At 71.5% G+C, this 20,022-nt stretch carries 18 protein-coding genes and 5 pseudogenes; 8 read left to right on the top strand and 15 right to left on the bottom strand.

What is annotated here, in order from left to right; all coding sequences use genetic code 11:
* Positions 1–218: 218 nt before the first annotated feature.
* The 5 genes from K6K41_RS30550 to K6K41_RS17270 form a co-directional block, all read right to left on the bottom strand.
* Positions 219–1,910, bottom strand: coding sequence for a coiled-coil domain-containing protein (locus tag K6K41_RS30550; RefSeq protein ID WP_428978604.1), 1,692 nt, complete (start codon positions 1,908–1,910; stop codon positions 219–221).
* Positions 1,811–3,655: an AAA family ATPase gene (locus K6K41_RS30555; RefSeq protein ID WP_428978530.1), complete on the bottom strand. Its 1,845-nt coding sequence runs from the start codon at positions 3,653–3,655 to the stop codon at positions 1,811–1,813. The genes K6K41_RS30550 and K6K41_RS30555 overlap by 100 nt, the downstream gene beginning before the upstream one ends.
* A gap of 88 nt (positions 3,656–3,743) precedes the next feature.
* A complete protein-coding gene (locus K6K41_RS17260; protein WP_261401539.1) occupies positions 3,744–4,157 on the bottom strand; it encodes a hypothetical protein in 414 nt (137 codons plus the stop codon).
* Between the two features lie 234 nt (positions 4,158–4,391).
* On the bottom strand, positions 4,392–5,060 hold the full coding sequence (locus tag K6K41_RS17265; protein ID WP_261401540.1) for a DsbA family protein: 669 nt from the start codon (positions 5,058–5,060) through the stop codon (positions 4,392–4,394).
* 157 nt (positions 5,061–5,217) lie between these two features.
* Positions 5,218–5,673 carry a DUF721 domain-containing protein gene (locus K6K41_RS17270; protein ID WP_261401541.1) on the bottom strand — a complete coding sequence of 152 codons (456 nt, stop codon included), beginning with the start codon at positions 5,671–5,673 and terminating at the stop codon, positions 5,218–5,220.
* A gap of 117 nt (positions 5,674–5,790) precedes the next feature.
* On the opposite strand from K6K41_RS17270, the pseudogene mutY reads away from it, so the two are divergent.
* Positions 5,791–6,917 (top strand): annotated as a pseudogene (gene mutY, locus K6K41_RS17275) (A/G-specific adenine glycosylase).
* Complete coding sequence (locus K6K41_RS17280) at positions 6,914–8,095, top strand: MFS transporter (RefSeq protein WP_261401542.1); 1,182 nt, start codon at positions 6,914–6,916, stop codon at positions 8,093–8,095. The pseudogene mutY and the gene K6K41_RS17280 overlap by 4 nt, the downstream one beginning before the upstream one ends.
* On the opposite strand, the gene K6K41_RS17285 is transcribed toward K6K41_RS17280, so the two are convergent.
* Positions 8,070–9,212 carry a site-specific DNA-methyltransferase gene (locus K6K41_RS17285; protein WP_261401543.1) on the bottom strand — a complete coding sequence of 381 codons (1,143 nt, stop codon included), beginning with the start codon at positions 9,210–9,212 and terminating at the stop codon, positions 8,070–8,072. The two genes, K6K41_RS17280 and K6K41_RS17285, sit on opposite strands and share 26 nt — an antisense overlap.
* A 298-nt stretch (positions 9,213–9,510) precedes the next feature.
* On the opposite strand from K6K41_RS17285, the gene K6K41_RS17290 reads away from it, so the two are divergent.
* On the top strand, positions 9,511–9,837 hold the full coding sequence (locus K6K41_RS17290; RefSeq protein ID WP_261401544.1) for a hypothetical protein: 327 nt from the start codon (positions 9,511–9,513) through the stop codon (positions 9,835–9,837).
* 8 nt (positions 9,838–9,845) lie between these two features.
* Here the strand turns inward: K6K41_RS17290 and K6K41_RS17295 are convergent.
* From K6K41_RS17295 to K6K41_RS17310, 4 genes and pseudogenes are all read right to left on the bottom strand, one after another.
* Positions 9,846–10,341: pseudogene (locus tag K6K41_RS17295) on the bottom strand (GFA family protein).
* A gap of 57 nt (positions 10,342–10,398) precedes the next feature.
* Complete coding sequence (gene rnhB, locus K6K41_RS17300) at positions 10,399–11,067, bottom strand: ribonuclease HII (protein ID WP_261401545.1); 669 nt, start codon at positions 11,065–11,067, stop codon at positions 10,399–10,401.
* A 44-nt stretch (positions 11,068–11,111) separates the two neighbouring features.
* A complete protein-coding gene (locus K6K41_RS17305; protein ID WP_261401546.1) occupies positions 11,112–11,540 on the bottom strand; it encodes a VOC family protein in 429 nt (142 codons plus the stop codon).
* 74 nt (positions 11,541–11,614) lie between these two features.
* Positions 11,615–12,793, bottom strand: a pseudogene (locus K6K41_RS17310) (PA0069 family radical SAM protein).
* Positions 12,794–12,957: 164 nt separating this feature from the next.
* On the opposite strand from K6K41_RS17310, the gene K6K41_RS17315 reads away from it, so the two are divergent.
* On the top strand, positions 12,958–13,629 hold the full coding sequence (locus K6K41_RS17315; protein ID WP_261401547.1) for a glycosyltransferase: 672 nt from the start codon (positions 12,958–12,960) through the stop codon (positions 13,627–13,629).
* A 3-nt stretch (positions 13,630–13,632) separates the two neighbouring features.
* On the opposite strand, the gene K6K41_RS17320 is transcribed toward K6K41_RS17315, so the two are convergent.
* Both K6K41_RS17320 and moaB read right to left on the bottom strand, forming a co-directional pair.
* Positions 13,633–14,040 carry a barstar family protein gene (locus tag K6K41_RS17320; RefSeq protein WP_261401548.1) on the bottom strand — a complete coding sequence of 136 codons (408 nt, stop codon included), beginning with the start codon at positions 14,038–14,040 and terminating at the stop codon, positions 13,633–13,635.
* 3 nt (positions 14,041–14,043) lie between these two features.
* A complete protein-coding gene (moaB, locus tag K6K41_RS17325) occupies positions 14,044–14,622 on the bottom strand; it encodes a molybdenum cofactor biosynthesis protein B (protein ID WP_261401549.1) in 579 nt (192 codons plus the stop codon).
* A 226-nt stretch (positions 14,623–14,848) separates the two neighbouring features.
* Here moaB and K6K41_RS17330 point away from each other — a divergent pair, with 226 nt between their 5' ends.
* Entirely contained in the window at positions 14,849–15,880 is a 1,032-nt protein-coding gene (locus tag K6K41_RS17330) for a hypothetical protein (protein WP_261401550.1), read from the top strand.
* A 768-nt stretch (positions 15,881–16,648) separates the two neighbouring features.
* Here K6K41_RS17330 and fae read toward each other — a convergent pair.
* The 3 genes and pseudogenes from fae to K6K41_RS29575 form a co-directional block, all read right to left on the bottom strand.
* Positions 16,649–17,187, bottom strand: a pseudogene (gene fae, locus K6K41_RS17335) (formaldehyde-activating enzyme).
* A 25-nt stretch (positions 17,188–17,212) separates the two neighbouring features.
* Positions 17,213–17,563 (bottom strand): carbonic anhydrase, encoded by a 351-nt coding sequence (locus tag K6K41_RS17340; protein ID WP_261401551.1) that lies wholly within the window; start codon positions 17,561–17,563, stop codon positions 17,213–17,215.
* A 43-nt stretch (positions 17,564–17,606) separates the two neighbouring features.
* Positions 17,607–17,654: pseudogene (locus tag K6K41_RS29575) on the bottom strand (hypothetical protein); the annotation flags it as partial.
* Positions 17,655–18,104: 450 nt separating this feature from the next.
* Between K6K41_RS29575 and K6K41_RS17345 the strand changes: the two are divergent.
* From K6K41_RS17345 to K6K41_RS17355, 3 genes are read left to right on the top strand one after another with little or no spacing between them, the layout of a single operon-like run.
* Positions 18,105–18,977, top strand: coding sequence for a RibD family protein (locus K6K41_RS17345; RefSeq protein ID WP_261401552.1), 873 nt, complete (start codon positions 18,105–18,107; stop codon positions 18,975–18,977).
* Positions 18,962–19,453: a cytochrome b gene (locus K6K41_RS17350; protein WP_261401553.1), complete on the top strand. Its 492-nt coding sequence runs from the start codon at positions 18,962–18,964 to the stop codon at positions 19,451–19,453. The genes K6K41_RS17345 and K6K41_RS17350 overlap by 16 nt, the downstream gene beginning before the upstream one ends.
* The gene (locus K6K41_RS17355) at positions 19,450–20,019 is read left to right on the top strand and encodes a cytochrome b (protein WP_261401554.1); all 570 of its coding nucleotides are present in this window, start codon (positions 19,450–19,452) and stop codon (positions 20,017–20,019) included. Before K6K41_RS17350 ends, K6K41_RS17355 begins: the two co-directional genes overlap by 4 nt.
* The last annotated feature ends 3 nt before the right edge of the window (positions 20,020–20,022 follow it).

Raw genomic sequence — 20,022 nt, forward strand, 5'->3', positions numbered from 1 at the left:
AGTATGTGATTCGCAAGGAAAAATCGCCTTTTGCGAGGCCCGCGACGCGATGTCCTAAAGACTAAAGAGCCGGCGCGCCCCGCGCGTCCTCTTGCGCCGCGGGCTTGAGGCAAGGGCGCCTCCTCTTGCGTGGACGTCTCCCGGCATGGGCGCCTCCCTCCCCTGGGACAGGGGAGGGCAGGGTGGGGTGGGCGTCAGAAGGCGCGAACCCGCGCCGTTCACACCGCCTCGGCCAGCCGCTCCGCGGTCCGCAGGTCGACCGAGACCAGCTGGCTCACGCCGCGCTCCGACATCGTGACCCCCAGAAGCCGGTCCATATGCGCCATGGTGATGGGGTTGTGGGTCACGGTCAGGAACCGCGTCGTGGTCGCGCCCGCCATCTCCGACAAGAGCGCGCAGAAGCGCTCGACATTGGCGTCGTCGAGCGGCGCGTCGACCTCGTCGAGCACGCAGACCGGCGCAGGGTTCGTGAGGAACACCCCGAAGATCAACGCGAGCGCGGTGAGCGCCTGCTCGCCGCCCGACAGCAGCGACAGCACCTGGGGCTTCTTGCCGGGCGGGCGCGCGATCACCTCGAGGCCGGCCTCGAGCGGATCGTCGGACTCGACGAGCTCCAGCCGCGCCTCGCCGCCCTCGAACAGCTTTTCGAACAGCTTTCGGAAGTTCGCGTCGACCCGCTCGAAGGCCGCGAGCAGGCGGCCGCGCCCCTCGCTGTTGAGCGAGCGGACGGCCGAGCGCAGGCGCCCGATCGCCTCGGTCAAATCTTCGCGTTCGGCGACGAGGGCCGAGCGCGAGCCTTCCGCCTCCTCGAGGTCCTGTTCGGCGCGAAGGTTCACCGGGCCGAGCCGCTCGCGCGCGGCGCTCGACCGGGCGAGGCGCTCCTCGAGCTCCTGCGGCGGAACGGCGGGCGCGCCCGAGAGCGTCGCCGCGAGCTCCTGCGGGGTGAGGCCGCGCGCCTCCATGATGCGGGCGGCCGCGGCGGCGCGTTTCTCGCGTGCGGCTTCGAGCCGGGCGCCGGCGCGGGCGGTCTCTTCGCGGGCGCCGGCGAGCGTTTCGAGCGCCGCCCGGGCGGCCGCGTCGGCCTCGCGATGGCGCGTCTCGGCGAGAGCGAGTGCGTCGGCGGCCGCCCGCGCCTGCTGTTCGGCGCCGGCGAGCTGCGACCTGAGCGCCGCGCGCTCGGCCGCGATCTCGTCGGGGCGCCCGGCGAGCGCGGCGCGTTCGGCCTCGCTTTCGGCCCGGCGCGTCTCGAGATCGACGAGCTGCGCCGCGGCCGCCTCGCGCCGGCGCGTCCAGGCGTCGCGTTCGGCCGCGAGCTCGCCTCGCCGCGCCGCCTGCCGCCGGCGCTCCGCGACGAGCGCCTCGGACTCCGCGCGCCGCTCGGCCGCCGCCTTGCGGGCGACGGCGACGCGCTCGCGCAACGGGACGAGGACGCCGTCGTCCTGCACGGGAAGGGCTGCGAGCCGTTCGGCGGCGGCGGCGAGCGCGGCTTCGGCTTCCGCTTGGGCCGCGGCGACCCGCGCGCCGGCTTCGGCGAGCGCGGAGAGCCGCGCCGTGGTCCGGGCGCCGGCGCGCTCGGCCGCGCCATGGGCCTCGCGGGCTGAGTCGAAGGCTTGCCGGGCCGAGCGCGAGGCCTCGCGCGCCTGCTTCTCGGCGACGACCGCCTGGCTGACGCGCGAGCGGGCGGCCTCGACGATCTGGCGCAGGCGATCGGCCTCGGCGCGGGCCTCGGCCGCAAGCCGCTCGACCGCGCCGAGCCGGTTCTTCTCCGCGAGCCTGCGGGCCGCAGGCGTCGGCGCGTCGGCCGCAAGCGTCAGCCCGTCCCAGCGCCAGACGTCGCCCTGACGGCTGACGAGCCGCTGGCCGGGCCGAAGGCTCCGCGACAGCGCAGGGCCTGCGACGCGCTCCACCACGCCGATCTGCGCGAGGCGCCGGGCGAGTTCGGGCGGGGCGACCACATGGTCGGCGAGCGCGTCGACGCCGGCAGAGCCGGATCGCCGTCGGCCTCCACCCCGGCCCAGCGCGCCGGCGCGCGCGGATCGACCGCCGCGTCGAGGTCGTCGCCGAGCGCGGCCCCGAGCGCGGTCTCGTAGCCGGGATCGACCACGAGCAGATCGACGGCCGCCGGATATTTGCGGGCGGGATCGTCGGCCACGAGCTTTGCGAGCGTGCGCGCCTCGGTCATGGTCCGCTCGGCGCGCGAGGCGGCCTGCGCCGAAGGCCCGCGGACCTCCGATTCGGCGCCGCGCGCCTTGGCGAGCTCCGCCTCGGCGGCCTCCACGCGATCCTCCGCGGCCTGCGCCGCGCCGCGCGCCGCCTCGACGCGGACGGCGAGCGCCGCGGCGTCGCCCTCGCGGGCGGCCTCCGCCTTCAGGCGGCCCGTCTCGCCGTCGATCTCGCGCGCCTCGCGCTCCAGCCGCGCGAGCTTGTCGGCGGCGTCGGCGCGGCGCCGGTCGAGGTCGCGCCGTTCGGCGGCGCCGGCGGCCTGCGCCGCGGCGGCGGAGGAGAGCGCGGCCTCCGCCTCGCCGACGGCGGCCTCCGTCTCGGAAAGACGCGCGCGCGCCGCCTCGTCCGCCGCCGCGTCATCCGCCGCCTCGGGCCCGAGCGCCTCGATCGCGGCGCCGATCCGCTCGAGGCTCGTCGCGGCGTCGGCCGCCATGGCGCTCTCGCGGGCGCCGTCGCGCTCGATCTGTGCAAGACGCTGGACGAGCTCGGCGAGCCGCTTGCGCGCCCGCGCCTCCTCGCCCTCGAGCTCGCCGGCCGTCACCGCGATCTTGCGCAAGGCGGCTTCGGCCTGGGTCGACGCCTCGCGCGCCGGGCCGAGCGCATGGCCCGCGACCGCCTCCGCGCGCGCCGCCTCGCCCTGCGCCCGGGCGGCGTCGGCGACGCCCGCAAGCGCCTTCGCCTCGGCGGCCTCGGCGGCGAGAGCGCCCTCGGCTTCCAGGCGATGCCGGGCGACGAGCAGGGCCGCCTCGGCCTGGCGGATCTCCTCGGTGAGCGCCCGGTAGCGCTCGGCCGAGCGGGCCTGCCGCTTCAACGCCTCGGCGCGCTCGCCGAGCTTCACCAGCACGTCCTCGACCCGGGCGAGGTTCGCTTCCGCGCCCTCGAGGCGGCTCTCGGCCTCGCGCCTGCGGGCGTGGAGCCCCGCGATGCCGGCGGCCTCCTCCAGGATGCGGCGGCGCTGGTCGGGGCGGGCGTTGATGATCTCGCCGATGCGGCCCTGGCCCACCATCGAGGGCGAGCGCGCGCCCGAAGAGGCGTCGGCGAACAGCAGCTGCACGTCGCGGGCCCGCACCTCGCGTCCGTTCACCCGGTAGCTCGAGCCGAGACCGCGCGAGATCTTGCGGCTGACCTCGATCTCGGCCGCGTTCTGAAACGGCGCGGGCGCGAGGCCGGCGGAATTGTCGAGGATCAGCGAGACTTCGGCGTGGTTGCGCGCCGGGCGGCTGGTGTTGCCGGCGAAGATCACGTCGTCCATGCCGGAGGCGCGAAGGCTCTTGAACGAGCTTTCGCCCATCACCCAGCGCAGCGCCTCGACGAGGTTCGACTTGCCGCAGCCGTTCGGCCCGACGACGCCGGTCAGCCCCGGCTCGATCGGCGCGTCGGTGGCGTCGACGAAGGTCTTGAAGCCCGCAAGTCTGAGGCGCGTGAAGTTCATTGGGGGATTTTAGCGCGAAGGCCGGCGGGGCGCTTAAGGCGCGGAGGGCCTTTCCACGGGAATCGAACCGCAAAGCCGCGGCCGCCGATTACGTCGTCCGTCGGCAGTCGCGCGACCTGAACACCGTGCTGAGGCCCCTCGGCTGGGCGCGCCATGTGAGACGCGTGTCGCCGCCCGAAGCGGCCGAGAACACAGCGTCATTGCCCGAGAGCCTCGCGGCGAACGCCTCGCCGCCGACCACGACCTCGTAGAGCAGCACGATCTGCAACGGGGCGAGGCGCTCCATATGGGGCCGAAGCGTCTCGCATAGCGCCGCATGGGTCTGGCGAAGGTCGTCGTCCTCATGGAGCAGGACCCAGACGGGAAGCTCGCCATACTGCGAATGCAGCTCCCCGACGGCCTCCTTCCAGCGCGTTCCGTCGCCGGCCGCGAGATCCCTCAGTGCGGCGTTCGCGAGCGAGAATTCTCGCGCGACGTCGAGATCGATCGGCCTCTCGGTCATATGGTCGCCGGCCCTGATGGCCGGATCTTGAGGCGTTTTACGCCAGGGCGGCGGCGCCTGCCCCCTCCACCACCCTGCGGGTGGTCCCCCTCCCCCGTCTTCGACAGGGGAGGATCCGCGCACAGAACGCGCCCCCTCTCTTGATCCTCCTCTGCGAAGCGGAGGAGGGGGACCATCGCGTCAGCGATGGTGGAGGAGGCGAGCGCTATCGCTCAGGAAAAAGCAGCCCGAGCCTCAGGCCTTCTTGTCGACCAGTGGGTCGATGATCTTCTTGAAGTCCTCGAAGCTCACGGCGCCGCGCTGGATCTTGCCGTTGATGAAGAACGTCGGGGTCGAATTCACCCCGAACTTCTCGGCCGCGCGCGAGCGCACCCAGTTCACGCCGTCCAGGATCTCCTGGTTGGACAGGCACTGCTCGAAGCTCTGCTGCGACATGCCGATCTGCCTGACGAGATTCTGCAGCCCCTCCACCGGCTTGTCGGCGTAGGCCCACTGCTTCTGCTCCTTGAACAGAAGGTCGACGACGGCGAAGTATTTGTCGTCGCCGGCGCAGCGCGCGATCATGAAGCCCGCGGCCGAGAGCGGATCGAGCGGGAATTCGCGCAGGATGAAGCGCAGCTTGCCGGTGTCGACGTATTCGGCCTTGATCTTCGGGAAGGTGTTGAGCGCGAACTGGGCGCAGTGGCCGCAGGTCGTCGAGGCGTATTCGATCATCGTGACCGGCGCGTCGTCCTTGCCTTCGGCCTTCTCGCCGAGCGGGCCGGCGACCAGCAGCTCCTGCGGGTCGGGGGCCTGGGCGAGGGCTTCGCCGAGGAAGCCGAGCTTCGGCGCGAGCGAGAGCGCCGCGAAGCCGGCGGCGGTGACGGCTGCGGTCTCGAGAAGGCGGCGGCGGGTCAGGGTCACGACGGATCCTCGCGGTCGGGCCGCCGGGCGGCCGTGCGATCTTAAAACGTTCTGGCGCGCGAAAGTCGCGGGCCACGGCTCTTTTCGCAAGAAGAATGTGGCGTGAGCAAGTTGGACGGAGGTCGGCCCGCCGTCACGCCCTCTTGAACCAAGCTCCTCAGCGCCTCGACCGGGCGAGCGCCGCGCCGCCGAGGCGCCTCAGCGCGTCCGCCAGCCCCTCGTCCTCGATCGTCGCGGTCGCGGTCTCGACGCGGCCGCGCTCCTCGGCGGTCGGCTCGGGCGGCCGGGGCGGGACGGGCTTGCGCCGCCGCAGCTCCGCGACCGGGCCCTGCCGGATCTTCACCTGACCCACGCAGGGCCAGCCGAGATGGGCGTTGACCCGTTCGAGAATCTCGGCCGAACGGTGCTGGATCTCGAGCGCGAACGCGCCCTCGGCCCGCACGGTCAGCGTCGCGCGCGGCGGGGCGGCGTCGGGATCCTGCGCAGGCGCGCGGGCCGGGACGCCGAGCTTCTGCGGCGCCGACACCGCGGCGAGCTCCGGCCCGACGATCTCCGCCCAGCGCGACACGATCTCGGCGCCCGCAAACCCCTGCCGCGCGGCCGCGGGGCCCATGGCTTGCGGCAACAGGTCAGACAGGCGCTTGGTCGGACGCGGCTTAAGCATCGTACTTTGGAATCCGATCATGTGGCGGGCCGACCTTCCGCCCCCGCGTTTCACCGAGTCTAGACCTTGGCCGCAGCCGCACAACCCAAACCCGAGCCCGCCGCGCTGCTCGCCTGGTACGATTGTCATCGCCGCGCGCTCCCGTGGCGCGCCGCGCCGGGCCGCCGCACCGAGCCCTATCGGGTGTGGCTCTCCGAGATCATGCTGCAGCAGACGACGGTGAAGGCCGCCGGCCCCTATTTCCTGCGCTTCCTCGAGCGTTTTCCCGACGTCGCTTCGCTCGCCGCGGCCCCGCTCGACGACGTGCTGAAGCTCTGGGCGGGCCTTGGCTATTATTCGCGGGCCCGCAATCTTCACGCTTGCGCCAAGGCGGTGGTCGAGCGCCATGGCGGGCGTTTCCCAGGCAGCGAGGCGGAGCTGCTCGCGCTGCCGGGCGTCGGTCCCTATACCGCCGCCGCCATCGCCTCGATCGCCTTCGACAGGCCGGCGACCGTGGTGGACGGCAATGTCGAGCGTGTGGTCTCGCGGCTCTTCGCCGTGGCGGCGGAGATGCCGGGCGCCAAGCCCGAGATCCGGCGGCTCGCCGCGACGCTCGCGCCGAAGAGCCGCCACGGCGACTTCGCGCAAGCCACGATGGATCTCGGCGCCACGATCTGCACGCCGCGAAAGCCTGCTTGCGCGCTCTGTCCGTGGAGCGCGTCCTGCGCCGCCAGGGCGGAAGGCGCGCCCGAGACCTATCCGCGCAAGGCCAAGAAGGCCGCCAAGCCCACCCGCCGCGGCGTCGCCTTCGTCGCGACCCGGCCCGACGGCGCGACGCTGCTGCGCGACCGTCCGCCCAAGGGCCTGCTCGGCGGCATGGCCGAGATTCCGACCGGGCGCTGGGCCGAGGACGTCGATCTTTCCGCGTCCGGCGAGACGCTCGCGGCCGAGGCGCCGCTTTCGGCGCGCTGGCGGCGCGTTCCGGGAGCCGCCGCCCATGTGTTCACCCATTTTTCGCTGGAGCTCGCGGTGATGACGGCGGAGGTCGGCGCCGACGTTCCGGCCCGACAGGCGCGCGCTGGGTGCAGGCCGGGGATCTTCCGGGCGAGGCGCTGCCGACCGTCTTCCGCAAGGCGCTCGTCCATGCGAAGAGCGCCGCCATGACAGACGCCCCGATGACAGACGCCCCCATCCGCCGCCGCGCCGCGCGATGACCGCCGCCGCGGAGCCGATCGCGCCGTCGCGGCGCACGCTGTGGCGCGCGCGCCTGGCGACGCTTGCGCTGTTCTTCGTCTGCGGGGCGGCTCTGGGCGTTTGGGCCGCCCACATCCCGCTGCTGAAATCGGGTCTCGCCCTCGACGATTCGACCCTTGGGCTCGTGATGCTCGCCATGGGGATCGGCGCGGTGGTCGCGATGCCGTGCTCGGGCGCGCTGATCCACCGCTTCGGCGCCGTCGCGGTCTCGATCGCCTCTGGGCTCGCCATCGCGGTCGCCCTGGCCCTGCCGCCCCACATGCCGGATCCGGTCACGCTCGGCCTGTCGGCCTTCCTGCTCGGCCTCTCGCTCGGCGGCATCGACATCGCCATGAACGCTCATGCGGCCGCGGTCGAGAAGGCCTTCGGACGACCCATCATGTCGTCGATCCACGCCTTCTTCTCCATCGGCGGCCTGTTCGGGGCGGCGGGCGCGGCGGGTCTCGTCGGGCTTGCTGTCGGGGCCAAGCTCGGCATGGGGGCCGGCGGAGCGGTCGTCGCGCTGATCGTCCTGGCGGCCGCGCGCTTCCTCGCCTTCGAGGACAGGCCGGAGACGGAGGGCGGCCACGGGCTGAGGCTTCCGAGCCGCGCCGTGCTGCTGCTCGGGCTGCTGACCGTCTGCTCGTTTCTTTGCGAGGGCGCGATGATGGAGTGGAGCGCGCTGTTCCTGCGCGACGTCGCGGGCGCGTCGCTCGGACTTGCGGCCGCCGGCTACGCCGCCTTCTCCGCCACCATGACGATTGGGCGCCTTCTCGGCGACCGTTTCGTGGAAGCGCTCGGCCCGGCGAGGGCGGTGCAGCTTTCGGGAGCGGTCGCGGCGGTTTCGCTGCTGGTCGTGACGTTCGCGCCGAACCCGTGGGTGGCGTTCGCCGGCATTCTCGCGGCGGGGCTCGGCTTCGCCAACATCGTGCCGCCGCTGTTTTCCGCCGCGACCCGCGCGCCCGGCGTCGCGCCCGCGGCCGCGCTCGCGATGGTGGCCTCGATGGGCTATTCGGGCGGCCTGCTGGGACCGCCGGCCATCGGCTTCCTGTCGGACGCCTTCGGCCTGCGCTTCGGCTTCGGCCTGCTGGTCGTCGCCGCGGCGATCGTCGCGCTCTTCGCGCGGCGGACGATCAGCCCGCCTTCTCCTCGGCCCTGACCGTCTCGCGGAAGGCGTCGAGCACGACCAGCCCCTTCGGCCCGGCGACGTGCCAGAACGTCCAGCCGTTGCAGGCCTCGCGCCCCTGCGCGATCGCGCCGATGCGGTGGATCGAGCCGACCACGGAGCCGAGCGCAAGCGTGCCGTCGGCGCGCACGGTCGCCTCGTAGCGGCCGCGGTCGTCCACGAGCCGCGTTCCGGGCTTCACCAGCCCGCGCTCGACGACGGCGGAGAACGCCACCCGGGCGGCCTCGCGTTTCGCCGGCGCCTGGACGATGGCCTCATGCGCCTCCGGCTCGACCGCGTCGATGCGGGCCTTGGCGTAGGCGGCGTACTCCCGGTCGCGCTCGACGCCGACGAAATGGCGGCCGAGGCGCTTGGCCACAGCGCCGGTCGTGCCGGAGCCGAAGAACGGATCGAGCACCACGTCGCCGGGCTTCGAGGCCGACAGCAGCACGCGGGCGAGCAGCGCCTCGGGCTTCTGGGTCGGATGAGCCTTCTTGCCGTCGTCGCCCTTGAGGCGTTCGCCGCCCGAGCAGATCGGGATCAGCCAGTCGGACCGGGGCTGCAGATCCTCGTTGCCGGCCTTCAGCGCTTCGTAATTGAAGGTGTAGCCCTTCGAATCCGCGCCGCGCGCGGCCCAGATCAGCGTCTCGTGGGCGTTGGTGAAGCGGCGGCCCCGGAAGTTCGGCATCGGGTTGGTCTTGCGCCACACGACGTCGTTCAGGATCCAGTAGCCGAGATCCTGAAGCGCCGAGCCGACGCGAAAAATGTTGTGGTAGGAGCCGATGACCCAGAGCGTGCCGGTCGGCTTCAGCACGCGGCGCACCTGCAGGAGCCAGGCGCGGGTGAAGGCGTCGTAGGCCGAAAAGCTCTCGAACTGGTCCCAGGCGTCGTCGACGGCGTCGACGAGGCTCTGGTCGGGCCGACGCAGGTCGCCCTGAAGCTGGAGATTGTAGGGCGGGTCGGCGAAGACGAGATCGACGGACGCCGCCGGCAGCTTCTCGAGCTCCGCGATGCAGTCGCCGATCAGGATCCGATCGAGCGGCAGATCCGGGTGAAGGGCAGGGGCTTCAGTCGAGCGCGCGAGCGCCGCTCCGTTCCGCCGATACGCCATGTGGCCGCCGTCCTGTTTACGCTTTGACGGCCCCGAGTCTCGCTTTGGTAACGTAAAGGCGGACTCAAGAAACAGGGTGAACGGAAGGTTGACGGCGTCCGCGGCTGAAACGGACCGCGAGACGCCCGCTCGGCGCGGGCTCCTCGGCATGAGGCTCGCCCGTCTTGGGGTGAACCGCCCTTACGGCTCGAGAAGGCCCGAGGATCGTCTTGAAGCGCGCAGTTCCGGTTCGCGCTTTACGCTTCGTCAACCACGACCCGGCGTGATGGTCGTCCGATCACACGTCGCGGAGAGCGCCATGACGACGATCAGCGTGGGACAGGCGATGGAGGTCATCGCCACCCAGGCGGCCGACTACGCCGTTTCCGACAGGCCGGACCTCGACGAGCGCACCTATGCGCTTGCGGACTACATCTCGGCCTCGATCGACGGGCCGAGCCTCAACGGGCTGCGGTTCTTTGAAAGCCTGTTCGAGCGGCTCGACGCCGCGACGGAGGCGATGGAGCAGGCCTCGCCGGGCAGGCGGGGGCGTCCGGAAGGCGAGGAGCTCGAGAGCCAGAAACTGTTCTTCGCCGCGATGACCCACGAGTTCCGCAACCGCTTCGTCGCGGCGGCGGCGGCCTGACCGCCGGATCAGTCGATCCAGAGGCCGTGGCGCCTGTGCCAGTCCTCGATCGACTCGTCGGGATAGAGGTCAAAGCGCTTGTCGTCTAGGCCGACGTTCGGGTCGACCCACTCTGGTTTGAAGCGCAACATCAGATGCGCGCGCGCCGGCGGCTTCGGCAGCTCGGTGTCGACCGCCGAGGCGAAGGGATGGACGAGGTCCGGCCAGGACGGGTCGTAGAGCCAGAGCGCCGTCGCACAGCGCGGACAGAAGTTGCGCTCGCCGGTCGAGGTCTCGCAGATCCCGTCCTGGTCCGCGATTTCGGCGCGGTAGACCGCGGGCCTCATCTCGCCTGAAACCTTCAGCGTGCGCGCGTCGGCGCTCAGATTGATGGCGTAGCCTCCGCCGCCCGCGGTCTTGCGGCAGATCGAGCAAATAACAGAGCTGGTAGGGCGCCGGCCCGGAGCTCTCGACCACGAAGCGCACTCCGCCGCAGCGGCACGAGCCCTTGAGCGTCATCGGCATGGCGACCTCCTTCCCGTCACGGAAAGAAAAGGCCGTGGGCCGCAATCCGGTTCCGCCTCAGGCGGCGGCGATGAGCGCCGCGATCGGGGCGAAGCCGCGGCGATGATGGGGGCAGGGGCCATGGCGGCGCAGCGCCGCAAGATGCTCCGGAACGCCATAGCCCATGTGGCGCTCGAAGCCGTAGAGCGGGAATTCTTCCGCGACTCGCGCCATGATCCGGTCGCGCATCACCTTGGCCACGATCGAGGCGGCGGCGATCGACTGCACGCTCGCGTCGCCCGCCACCACCGCCTCCGCCCGGCAGGCGAGGCCCGGCGGAGCGACGTTTCCGTCGATCAGCGCGAGGTCGGGCGGAACGTTCAGCCCTGAGAGCGCGCGGGCCATCGCCCAAAGGGTCGCGCCCCGGATGTTGAGGCGCTCGATGGTGACCGTGGAGGCCGCCACGAACGAGACGCTGGCGCTCGCCATGATCTCCGGGAACAGCGCCTCGCGCCGCTCCCGGGTCAACGCCTTGGAGTCGGCGAGGCCCGCGGGGATGCGCGTGGGTTCGAGCACGACCGCGGCCGCGACGACGGGGCCGGCCAGCGGCCCGCGCCCTGCCTCGTCGACGCCTGCGACGAGGCGTGCGCCTGCGGCGATCGCGGCGGCCTCACGCGCGAAAGTCGCGGCGACGCGCGGAGCGGCGGCTCGGGTCTTCGGCCTGGAGATCTTCGCGACGTTTTCCATCGCGCGAAATTGGGCGATTCGCGCCGGCGCGCGACCTCGGAAGTTCAGGCCGGCAGACGCGTCTGCCCCTCGGCGTCGGTCCAGAACGGGTTGTGGGCGAGCTCCCACAGATGGCCGTCAGGGTCCGAGACGTAGCCGGCGTAGCCGCCCCAAAAGGTCTTTTCGGCCGCCTTCACGAGATTGCCGCCAGCCGCCACCATGCGCACGACCGCCTTGTCGACGTCGCCCGGCGAAGCGAGGTTCCAGGCGAGCGACTGGGCGCGAAAGCCTTCGCCCTCCGCCTCGACGCCGGCGTCTTCGGCCAGCGCCTCGCGGCCGAACAGCGCGAGCGCCACGCCGCCGACGTCGAAGAAACTGACGCCGTCATTGCTCTGCGAGGATTTCACGAGGCCGAGTTGTTCGTAGAACGCCGTCGCCTTCGGAAGATCGGAGACGCCGAGCGTCACCAGGGTGAGGCGAAGCGGCAGGGGCATCGAAGCCTCGCTCGGTTACGCGGCGTGCGGCGCCCGTGAACGGTCCTCATCTTACGCAGAGTTTAGGATTTGGTTCAAAATAGCGACAGCTGGACGTCATTGGCCTCGCCTTTTGCGCGTGCGGGCGGCGTGAACAGGTCCGTGCGCAACCGGAGATGGCGCCGCGCGAGGTTGAGGCGTCGCGCCGCGAGTTCGAATCGGCGCCCGATCGTCCAGGCGACGACGCCCTCGCCGGTCTGGCGCACGCCCCAGCCCGAATCGTAGAGCTTTCCGCCGCGGGTCTCGCGCACCAGCGACAGGATGCGCCGCATCTTGGCGGGGTGGCGCTCCAGCAGCCAGTCGGAGACGAGATCCTTGATCTCGTTCGGCAGGCGCAGCAGCACATAGCCGGCCTCGGTCGCGCCGGCGGCGTGCGCGGCTTCGAGCAGCCGGTCGATCTCGTGGTCGTTGAGCGAGGGAATGATCGGGCGGTCAGCACCGTCACGGGAACGCCCGCCTGCGCGAGCTTCGCCACTGTCTCGAGGCGCTTGGCCGGGGTCGGGGCCCTCGGCTCCATGTCGCGGGAGAGCGCGGGGTCGAGCGTGGTGATCGAGATCGCGACCTTGGCGAGCCCCTGCGCCGCCATGCGGGCCAGAATGTCGAGGTCGCGCGTCACGAGCGCCGACTTCGTCACGATCCCGACCGGATGGCGCGCCTCCTCCAGCACCTCGAGGATTTTTCGCGTCAGCCGGTGGGTGCGCTCGATCGGCTGGTAGGGGTCGGTGTTGGTCCCGAGCGCGATGGTGCGGGGCTTGTAGCTCGCCGCCGCGAGCTCCCGGCGCAAAAGGTCCGCGACATTGGGCTTGGCCACCAGCTTCGACTCGAAATCGAGCCCGGGCGAGAGGCCGAGAAAACGCGTGGGTCGGCCGCGCGAAGCAGTAGACGCAACCGTGCTCGCAACCGCGATAGGGGTTGATCGAGCGGTCGAACGCGATGTCGGGCGACTGGTTGCGGGTGATCGCCGTGCGCGCGGTCTCGAGCGTCACTTCGGTGCGGAAGTCCGGCAGCTCCTCGCCGGTCTCCCAGCCGTCGTCGACCTCGACGCGCGCATAAGGCTCGAACCGGCCGCTCGCGTTCGTCGTCGTGCCCCGGCCGCGCCGGCGGGAGCGGTCGATCGGAAGCGGCTCGACCTCGGACGCCGCGGGCTTCAGCGAGGCGCCGGAAACCGGCGCGGCGTTCTGGTGCGGGAAAGCGAGCTTCAGGGCTGCGGTCATCTGCTGCCTCCAGTGCCTGCGGGGTCGTGGCGGTCCCGAAGCTAGGATCGACGTCAGAACAAATCAAGAACATTCATCATCGTTTCCGTTTTGAGACGCCGAGGGGCAAAACCGCAACGGACAGAAGGCTTCTGGCATGCTAGCGATCTGACATGTTGAGCGTGGTGATACCCACCCGGAACGACGAAGCGAGGCTCGTGCCGACGCTCGCGGCCCTTGTGCCCGGCGCGGCCGACGGCCTCGTTCGCGACGTCGTGGTGACGGACGCCGGCTCGACCGACGCCACCGTCGAGATCGCCGACCTCGCCGGCTGCGACGTGATGCAGGGCCGGCCCGACCGCGGCTCGCGCCTCGACGCCGCCGCCCGCGCGGCCAAGGGGCCGTGGCTGCTGTTCCTCGAGCCGGGCGTCGTGCTCGACGAAAGCTGGCGCCATGAGGCGCGCCAGTTCGCCGACGCGCTGGAGCGCACGGGCGAGACTGGCCGCCGCGCCGCGACCTTCAGCTTCGGGCAGGACGGCTTCGGCCGGCAGGCGCGGATGGCGGAGGTCTCGGCCGCGCTGTCGCGGCTGCTCACCGGCCTGCCGCGGCCCGAACAGGGGCTGCTGATCCACAAGAGCTTCTATGAAAAGACCGGCGGTTTCCGTCCGCTCGCCGTGATGGCGGAGGCCGATCTCGTCCGCCGCATCGGGGCCGGGCGTCTGACGCGGCTGCGCGCGCGCGCGCTTGCGCCCGCAGGCGCGACGCCGAAGGAGCGGTCAGGCGGCCTGAAGTCCGCGCTGTGCGCCGGCCTGCTGATGCTGCGCGTGCCGCCGAGCCTGCTCGCGCGGCTCTACTGAGCGTCAGCCCCGGAGCGTCGCCGGGTCGGCCGCCAGCAAGGCCTCGATCCGCCCGCGCAAGTCTTCCGGAAACACGACTTCCAGCTCGTGCGGGTCTTCGAAGCGCCACCAGCGCACGGCGTCGCGAAGCACGATCAGGTAGAGCTTGAGTTCGCGCTCCGGCAGGCGCGGCAGGCGGTCGTGCACCAGGATGATCTTGCGGTCCGACATCCAGCCGAAATCGCAGAGGCAGTCCAGAAGACCGTCCCAGTCGAATCCGAAGTCGCGGGGGAACCACAGCGATTTCGAGAAGACGGCGAACAGTTCGTCCTTGGCGCTGATGTCGCCCGGAAGCCGCCAGTAGAACGAGCGCCCGTTGATCCGGCCGCTGAGGTCGGGTTCGAAACGGAAGGTTTCGAGGCCCGGGCGCATCGTTCAGGCCCCGCCTTGCGGCGGGGCCGCGCCCTTGAGCTTGCCGCGCTTCAGGTGTTCGTCGAGCCGGGGAAGGATCTCGACGAAGTTGCAGGGGCGGTGGCGATAGTCGAGCTGCGCCTTCAGAACCCCGTCCCAGGCGTCGCGGCAGGCGCCGGACGAGCCCGGCAGCACGAACACGAAGGTCTTGCCCGCGACGCCCGCGGTCGCGCGCGACTGCAGCGTCGAGGTTCCCACGGTGCCCTTGGAATAATCGTGGAAGAGGGCCGAAAAGCCGTCCATGCGCTTCTCGAACAGAGGCTCCAGCGCGTCCGGGCTCAGGTCGCGGCCGGTGAAGCCGGTGCCGCCGGTGGTCAGCACCACGTCGGTCGCCGGATCGGCGACGAAGCCCGAGACCGCCGCGCGCAGAGCCTCGCGGTCGTCGCGCACGATCTGCCGTCCCGAGACGCGATGGCCGGCCGTCTCGATCCGCTCGCGAAGCGTCGCGCCGGACTTGTCGTCGTCCGGTCCGCGCGTGTCCGACACGGTCACCACCGCGATGCCGAGCGGCACGAAGGGGCGGTCCTCGTCGATGCCTGCCATGGTCGCAACCTTTCGCCGAGTCGAACCGGATAATACCGCATTTGGGCGACGGCGCGACCAATGCGCGCGGGTCGCGCTTTCGTGAGGAGCGCCGGCGCCGGGGAAGCACGGCTTGCGCAGGCGCTTCGAGCCGCCATCTCCTTCAGGCCAGCACTTACGCATCCGGGCGCGCGAATTCCATGATCGGTCCTGCGGTTTCCTCCTTCGATCCCCGGCCGGCGTTCTGATGGGCGCGCGGGCGGTCCGTGTCGTGGACTGGACGTCGCGCGGTTGCCGGGTCGCGCTCGCGGCCTCGCTCGTGGTGGTCGCGGTCGGAGCGGCGTCGGACCTCGGCTACACCGTGCCGCTCGAGGTCGCGATCGAGCGCGGGCTCGCAGAGGCCGCCCCGGCGGAGCGTCTCGAGGCCCGCGCCCGCGCAGCGCTCGAGGCCGACGACGTCGATCTCGCCCGCGGCTTCGCGGATCTCGGCCAGCAGCTCGGCCGGCCGCTTACAGCGGAGACGCTCGCTCGGCTTTCGGCCGCCGAAGCGCCAGCCGCCGTCGCCATGCGCAACGCCCGCGGCGCGGCGCGCGGCTTCGCCACCGGCGAGATTGACGGGACGGCCTCGCTCGCCGGGGCGATCGCGGCCGACCTGACGGTGATCGGCGACCTGCGCGATCTCGCCCGCGAAGGCGTCGCGCGCGCCAAGGGCGAGGAGCACAGCGACCTCATTCTCGGCCTCGCCGCCGCGGGCGTGGCGGTGACGGCCGCGACCTATGTGAGCGCCGGCGGCGCGGCGCCGGCGCGCTTCAGCCTGTCGGTGCTCAAGGCCGCGCGGCGCACCGGCGCGATGACGGCCGAGTTCGCCGCCGATCTCGGCCGCCGCTTCGCCAAGGCGGCAGGGCGAACCGCCGACGCCGCTCCCGAAGCGAGCCGCGGCGCGCGGGCGCTCGGCGCGCTGTCGGGCCCGGCCGCGGATCTGCGCGCGGTCGGCTCGGCGGTGGGAACGGCCGAGACCGTGCGGATGATGAAATATGTCCGCACCGTCGACGACCTGCCGGATCTGCGCCGCTTCGCGGAGCGCTTCGGCGCGCGCTCACGCGCGGTCGCGGAAGTGATGGGGCGGGCGAGCCTGCGGGCGTTCCGCACCACGGTGCGCTTCGCCGAGCTCATCGCCAAGCACCTGATCGCGATCGCAATGTGGCTCGGCGGGCTGCTCGCGGGCGCGGTCTCGAACGTCGCGTGGCGGGGCGTGCGGTTCTTCGCGGCGCGGGTGTAGCGCGACCCTTGTCCCGGACTTGATCCGGGACCCAGAACCGAAACGCTTTCTCGCCTAAGCGCCGCCGCTCGCCGTGTTCTGGTCTCGCCGCAACGGTTCCGTGTCCCGGATCAAGTCCGGGACAAAAAATGTGGCTCGGCGGGCTGCTCGCGGGCGCGGTCTCGAACGTCGCGTGGCGGGGCGTGAGGTTCTTCGCGGCGCGGGTGTAGCGCGACCCTCGTCCCGGACTTGATCCGGGACCCAGAACCGACACGCTTTCTCGCCTAAGCGCCGCCGCTCGCAGCGTTCTGGTCTTGCCGCATCGGTTCTGGGTCCCGGATCAAGTCCGGGACAAGAAAGGCGGCTCGGCGGGCTGCTCGCGGGCGCGGTTTCGAACGTCGCGTGGCGGGGCGTGAGGTTTTTCGCGGCGCGGGTGTAGCGCGACCCTTGTCCCGGACTTGATCCGGGACCCAGAACCGACACGCTTTCTCGCTCAAGCGCAGCCGCTCGCAGCGTTCTGGTCTCGCCGCATCGGTTCTGGGTCCCGGATCAAGTCCGGAACAAGAAAGGCGGCTCGGCGGGTTGCTCGCGGGCGCGGTCTCGAACGTCGCGTGGCGGGGCGTGAGGTTCTTCGCGGCGCGGGTGTAGCGCGACCCTTGTCCCGGACTTGATCCGGGACCCAGAACCGACACGCTTTCTCGCTTAAGCGCCGCCGCTCGCAGCGTTCTGGTCTCGCCGTAACGGTTCTGGGTCCCGGATCAAGTCCGGGACAAGAAAGGCGGCGTCGTCTCAGTACTCCACCACGCCGTCGAGGGCGTAGTGCTTGATCGTCTTGCGGTTGGCGATCAGCTCGTCGATCGTCGGCTCGCTCGCGAAGGCGCGCTTGATGGCGAGCTTCATCGCCTCGTAGTTGGTCCGGTAGAGGTCGGCCTTGTCGAGGTTTTCGTCCTCGGCGCAGCGCAGGTCGAGCCAGATCGTCGCGACGATACAGATGTCCTCGACGATCTCCTTCGGGATGACGCCCTCGATCACGCTGTCGAGCACGCCATCCGAGATCGCGCCCTGAACCACGCCGCCGAGCAGGTCGACGTATTCGGCGCTCGGGATCGTGACCTTCGAGGTCATCATGGTGGCGGGCTTCACGAGCTGGTTGAGGTCGCGCACCGCGAACATGCAGGTGTGGCCGACGCTCTGGGCGAGCATCGACGCGAAGGCGTGGCCGACCGGGCCGCTCTTCAGGCCGATCACGATCTCGGGCATGGCGTCGGTCGCCTGGCCTCGGCCGCGAGCACGGTGGCCTCGCCGGTCAGCATGGTGAGATCGGTCATCGAAGTCTCCTGAAGGAAGGGAAGGTCACTGGCCCGGCGCGTCGGCCCAGAAGCCGCGCTCGTCGCGGCAGCGGAGGCACCCGTTCGCGACGCCGAAATGCATGCCGGTGATCTCGAGGTCGCCGGCGTTCACGCGCTCGGCGAGCCACGGGAACGTCATGAGGTTCTCGACGGTGACGTCGACGCAGGCCTCCTCGGCCGCGCTCTGGCGTTCCTCGCCCTGAAGCGCGGGATCGACGTGCGCGCGGGCGCGCGCGGCGATGTCCATCCAGCCGGCGACGAAGTCCTGGGCTTCCGGCGGGGCGCCGTTGAACAGCGCGTTGACGCCGCCGCAGCCGGCATGCGCCAGCACGACGATGCGCTTCACCTTCAGCACCCCGCACCGCGAACTCGATCGCGGCGCTCGCGCCGTGGTGCCGCTGGTCAGGCGCGTAGGGCGGCACGAGAGCCGCGACGTTTCTCAGCACGAACAGCTCGCCCGGCGGCGTCGAGGATCTGCTGGGGGTCGACGCGGCTGTCGGAACAACCCACCACCATGACCTTCGGCGACTGGCCCTTGGCGAGCCGTTCGAACCGGCGCTGCAGCTCCGGCCAGGCGTTTTCGCGGAACCGGCGGTAGCCGTCGAACAGCGCGTCGAGCGAGCCGGCGGCCGGCTCCGGACGTTCAGTTTCGCCCATCTGCTCTCTCCTGATGTTTCAGCGCGCCTTTCGGCGGCGACCGATCATGCCGGCCGGCCGCCGTCAAGGCGCGATCATTGTGGAGCGCCCGCGACATCTGCGCATCCTCGCCCCCAAAGGCCGAGGGAAGACGGCGCGCGGCTCAGCAATTCGTCACGAGCGCGCGCGAACGCCTTTCCACGCGCCTGCGGGGGCTTATTTGGATGCGTTCAAAACACGCGCCGCTATCGAAAGCGACCATGGCCGCGACCGACCTCGACGCCGAAGCCGCCTGGGAGGCGGTCCGCGCCGCCCGCCACGGCGCGACCGTGCCGGCGGCGCTCAGCCGCCATCCGCTTTGCGAGGCGCTGCTGCCGGTCGCGACCGCGCGTTCGATCGTCGTCGCCCAACTCGGCCAATCGCTCGACGGCCGCATCGCGACGGTGACGGGAGCCTCGCACTTCATCAACGGTCCCGGCGGCGTCGAACATCTGCACCGCCTGCGCGCGCTGCTGGACGCCGTGCTGGTCGGCGTCGGCACGGTGCTGGCAGACGACTGCCGGCTGACCGTGCGGCGCGTCGAGGGCGCGTCGCCCGCCCGCGTCGTGCTTGATCCCGCCGGGCGCGTTCCCGACGACGCCAGCATCTTCGCCGACGACGGCGCCCGCCGCCTCGTCATTCGCGCCGAGGGCGCGCGGCGCTCTCAGGTCCAGGGCGTCGAGACCGTGCATCTGCCGGTGACCGCCGGCCAGATCGCGCCCGGCGACGTCGTCGCCGCGCTCGCCCGCCGCGGCTTTCGCCGCGTCCTGATAGAGGGCGGGGCCGACACGGTCTCGCGCTTCGTCTCCGCTGACGCGGTCGATCGGCTCCACGTGATGGTCGCGCCGCTTATCGTCGGCTCCGGCCGGCCGGGCCTCGCGCTTGCGCCAGTCGCCGAGCTCGTCCATGCGCGGCGGCCCGTCACGCGGAGCTTCCCGCTGCCCGGCGGCGACGTTCTGTTCGACTGCGACATGCGGCGCGAGGCCGAAACCCTGCGACACGACCAGGAGAGCGCCCATGAGCGAGCGAACGCCCGCGGCGGGTTATTTCGCCGGCCGCTAGGGCGCTGCACTGGATCGTGGCGGCGCTGGTGATCGCGCTGATCGCGGTCGGGATCGGCCGCGGCTACATGCCCAAGGGTCCGGAGCGCGACGTCGTCACCATGCTGCACAAGGCGACCGGCGTCGTGGTGCTGGTCCTCATGTTCCTGCGCATTCGCCTGCGGCTCGCCGATCCGCCCCCGCCGCCCGACCCCTCCACGCCCGCCTGGCAGGCGGCGGCGAGCGGCGTCGTGCATTGGGCCTTCTATGCGCTGCTGATGATCATGCCGGTGCTCGGCTGGGCCGGTTCGAACGCGCTCGGCCGGCCGGTCAGCATGTATGGCCTGTTCGACCTTCCGACGCTGACGGCGGAGAACAAGCCGCTCGGAGAGGCGCTCTACGGCTGGCACGAGGGCCTCGGCTACGCGCTGCTGGCGCTCGTCGTGCTCCATGTCGGGGCCGCGCTCCATCACCGTTACGTCCGCAAGGACGCCGTCCTGTCCCGCATGACGCTTGGAGGAGCGCGATGAGCGACGCCGCAATTCCTGCCCCCGCCGCTGGCGGCTACCGGACTCCGGCGAAGATCCTGCACTGGACGGTGGCCGTCCTGGTGCTCGGCATGATCCCGGTCGGGATCTCGCTCGAGAGCCTGCCCAAGGGCCCGATCCAGGACGGGTTCTACGCCGCCCACAAATCCACGGGCTTTCTCGTGCTGGTCCTGATGCTCGCCCGGCTCGCCTTCCGGCTGGCCGCGCCGCCGCCGCCTCCCGAGCCCTCGCTCGCGGGTTGGCAGGTCGGGGTGAGCCATGCGGTGCACTGGACGCTCTATCTGCTGCTTCTTGTGATGCCGGTAATCGGCTGGGCCGGCTCCAACGCCTTCGGCGCGCCGGTCTCGGTCTACGGCCTGTTCACGCTGCCCGACATCGCCTCGAAGAACGAAGACTTCTCCAAGACGCTGCTGGGGATCCACGGCACGATGGGGCTGATCGCCGGCGCGCTGATCCTGCTTCACATCGCGGCCGCGCTCTATCACCGTTTCGCGCTGAAGGACGCCGTGCTGGCGCGGATGACGACCGCGCCGGCTGAGACGGACTAGGGA

The sequence above is a fragment of the Chenggangzhangella methanolivorans genome, assembly GCF_019797865.1.
GTDB classification, from domain to species: Bacteria; Pseudomonadota; Alphaproteobacteria; order Rhizobiales; family Methylopilaceae; genus Methylopila; species Methylopila methanolivorans.

Bases quoted from the DNA above. Each gene is read 5' to 3' on its own strand.
- K6K41_RS17290 (WP_261401544.1), top strand. From the start codon at position 9,511: ATGACGACGATCAGCGTGGGACAGGCGATGGAGGTCATCGCCACCCAG.
- rnhB (WP_261401545.1), bottom strand. From the start codon at position 11,067: ATGGAAAACGTCGCGAAGATCTCCAGGCCGAAGACCCGAGCCGCCGCT.
- K6K41_RS17280 (WP_261401542.1), top strand. From the start codon at position 6,914: ATGACCGCCGCCGCGGAGCCGATCGCGCCGTCGCGGCGCACGCTGTGG.
- K6K41_RS17260 (WP_261401539.1), bottom strand. From the start codon at position 4,157: ATGACCGAGAGGCCGATCGATCTCGACGTCGCGCGAGAATTCTCGCTC.
- K6K41_RS17285 (WP_261401543.1), bottom strand. From the start codon at position 9,212: ATGGCGTATCGGCGGAACGGAGCGGCGCTCGCGCGCTCGACTGAAGCC.
- K6K41_RS17305 (WP_261401546.1), bottom strand. From the start codon at position 11,540: ATGCCCCTGCCGCTTCGCCTCACCCTGGTGACGCTCGGCGTCTCCGAT.
- K6K41_RS17355 (WP_261401554.1), top strand. From the start codon at position 19,450: ATGAGCGACGCCGCAATTCCTGCCCCCGCCGCTGGCGGCTACCGGACT.
- K6K41_RS17330 (WP_261401550.1), top strand. From the start codon at position 14,849: ATGGGCGCGCGGGCGGTCCGTGTCGTGGACTGGACGTCGCGCGGTTGC.
- K6K41_RS17270 (WP_261401541.1), bottom strand. From the start codon at position 5,673: ATGGGCCCCGCGGCCGCGCGGCAGGGGTTTGCGGGCGCCGAGATCGTG.
- moaB (WP_261401549.1), bottom strand. From the start codon at position 14,622: ATGGCAGGCATCGACGAGGACCGCCCCTTCGTGCCGCTCGGCATCGCG.
- K6K41_RS17320 (WP_261401548.1), bottom strand. From the start codon at position 14,040: ATGCGCCCGGGCCTCGAAACCTTCCGTTTCGAACCCGACCTCAGCGGC.
- K6K41_RS30555 (WP_428978530.1), bottom strand. From the start codon at position 3,655: ATGAACTTCACGCGCCTCAGACTTGCGGGCTTCAAGACCTTCGTCGAC.
- K6K41_RS17345 (WP_261401552.1), top strand. From the start codon at position 18,105: ATGGCCGCGACCGACCTCGACGCCGAAGCCGCCTGGGAGGCGGTCCGC.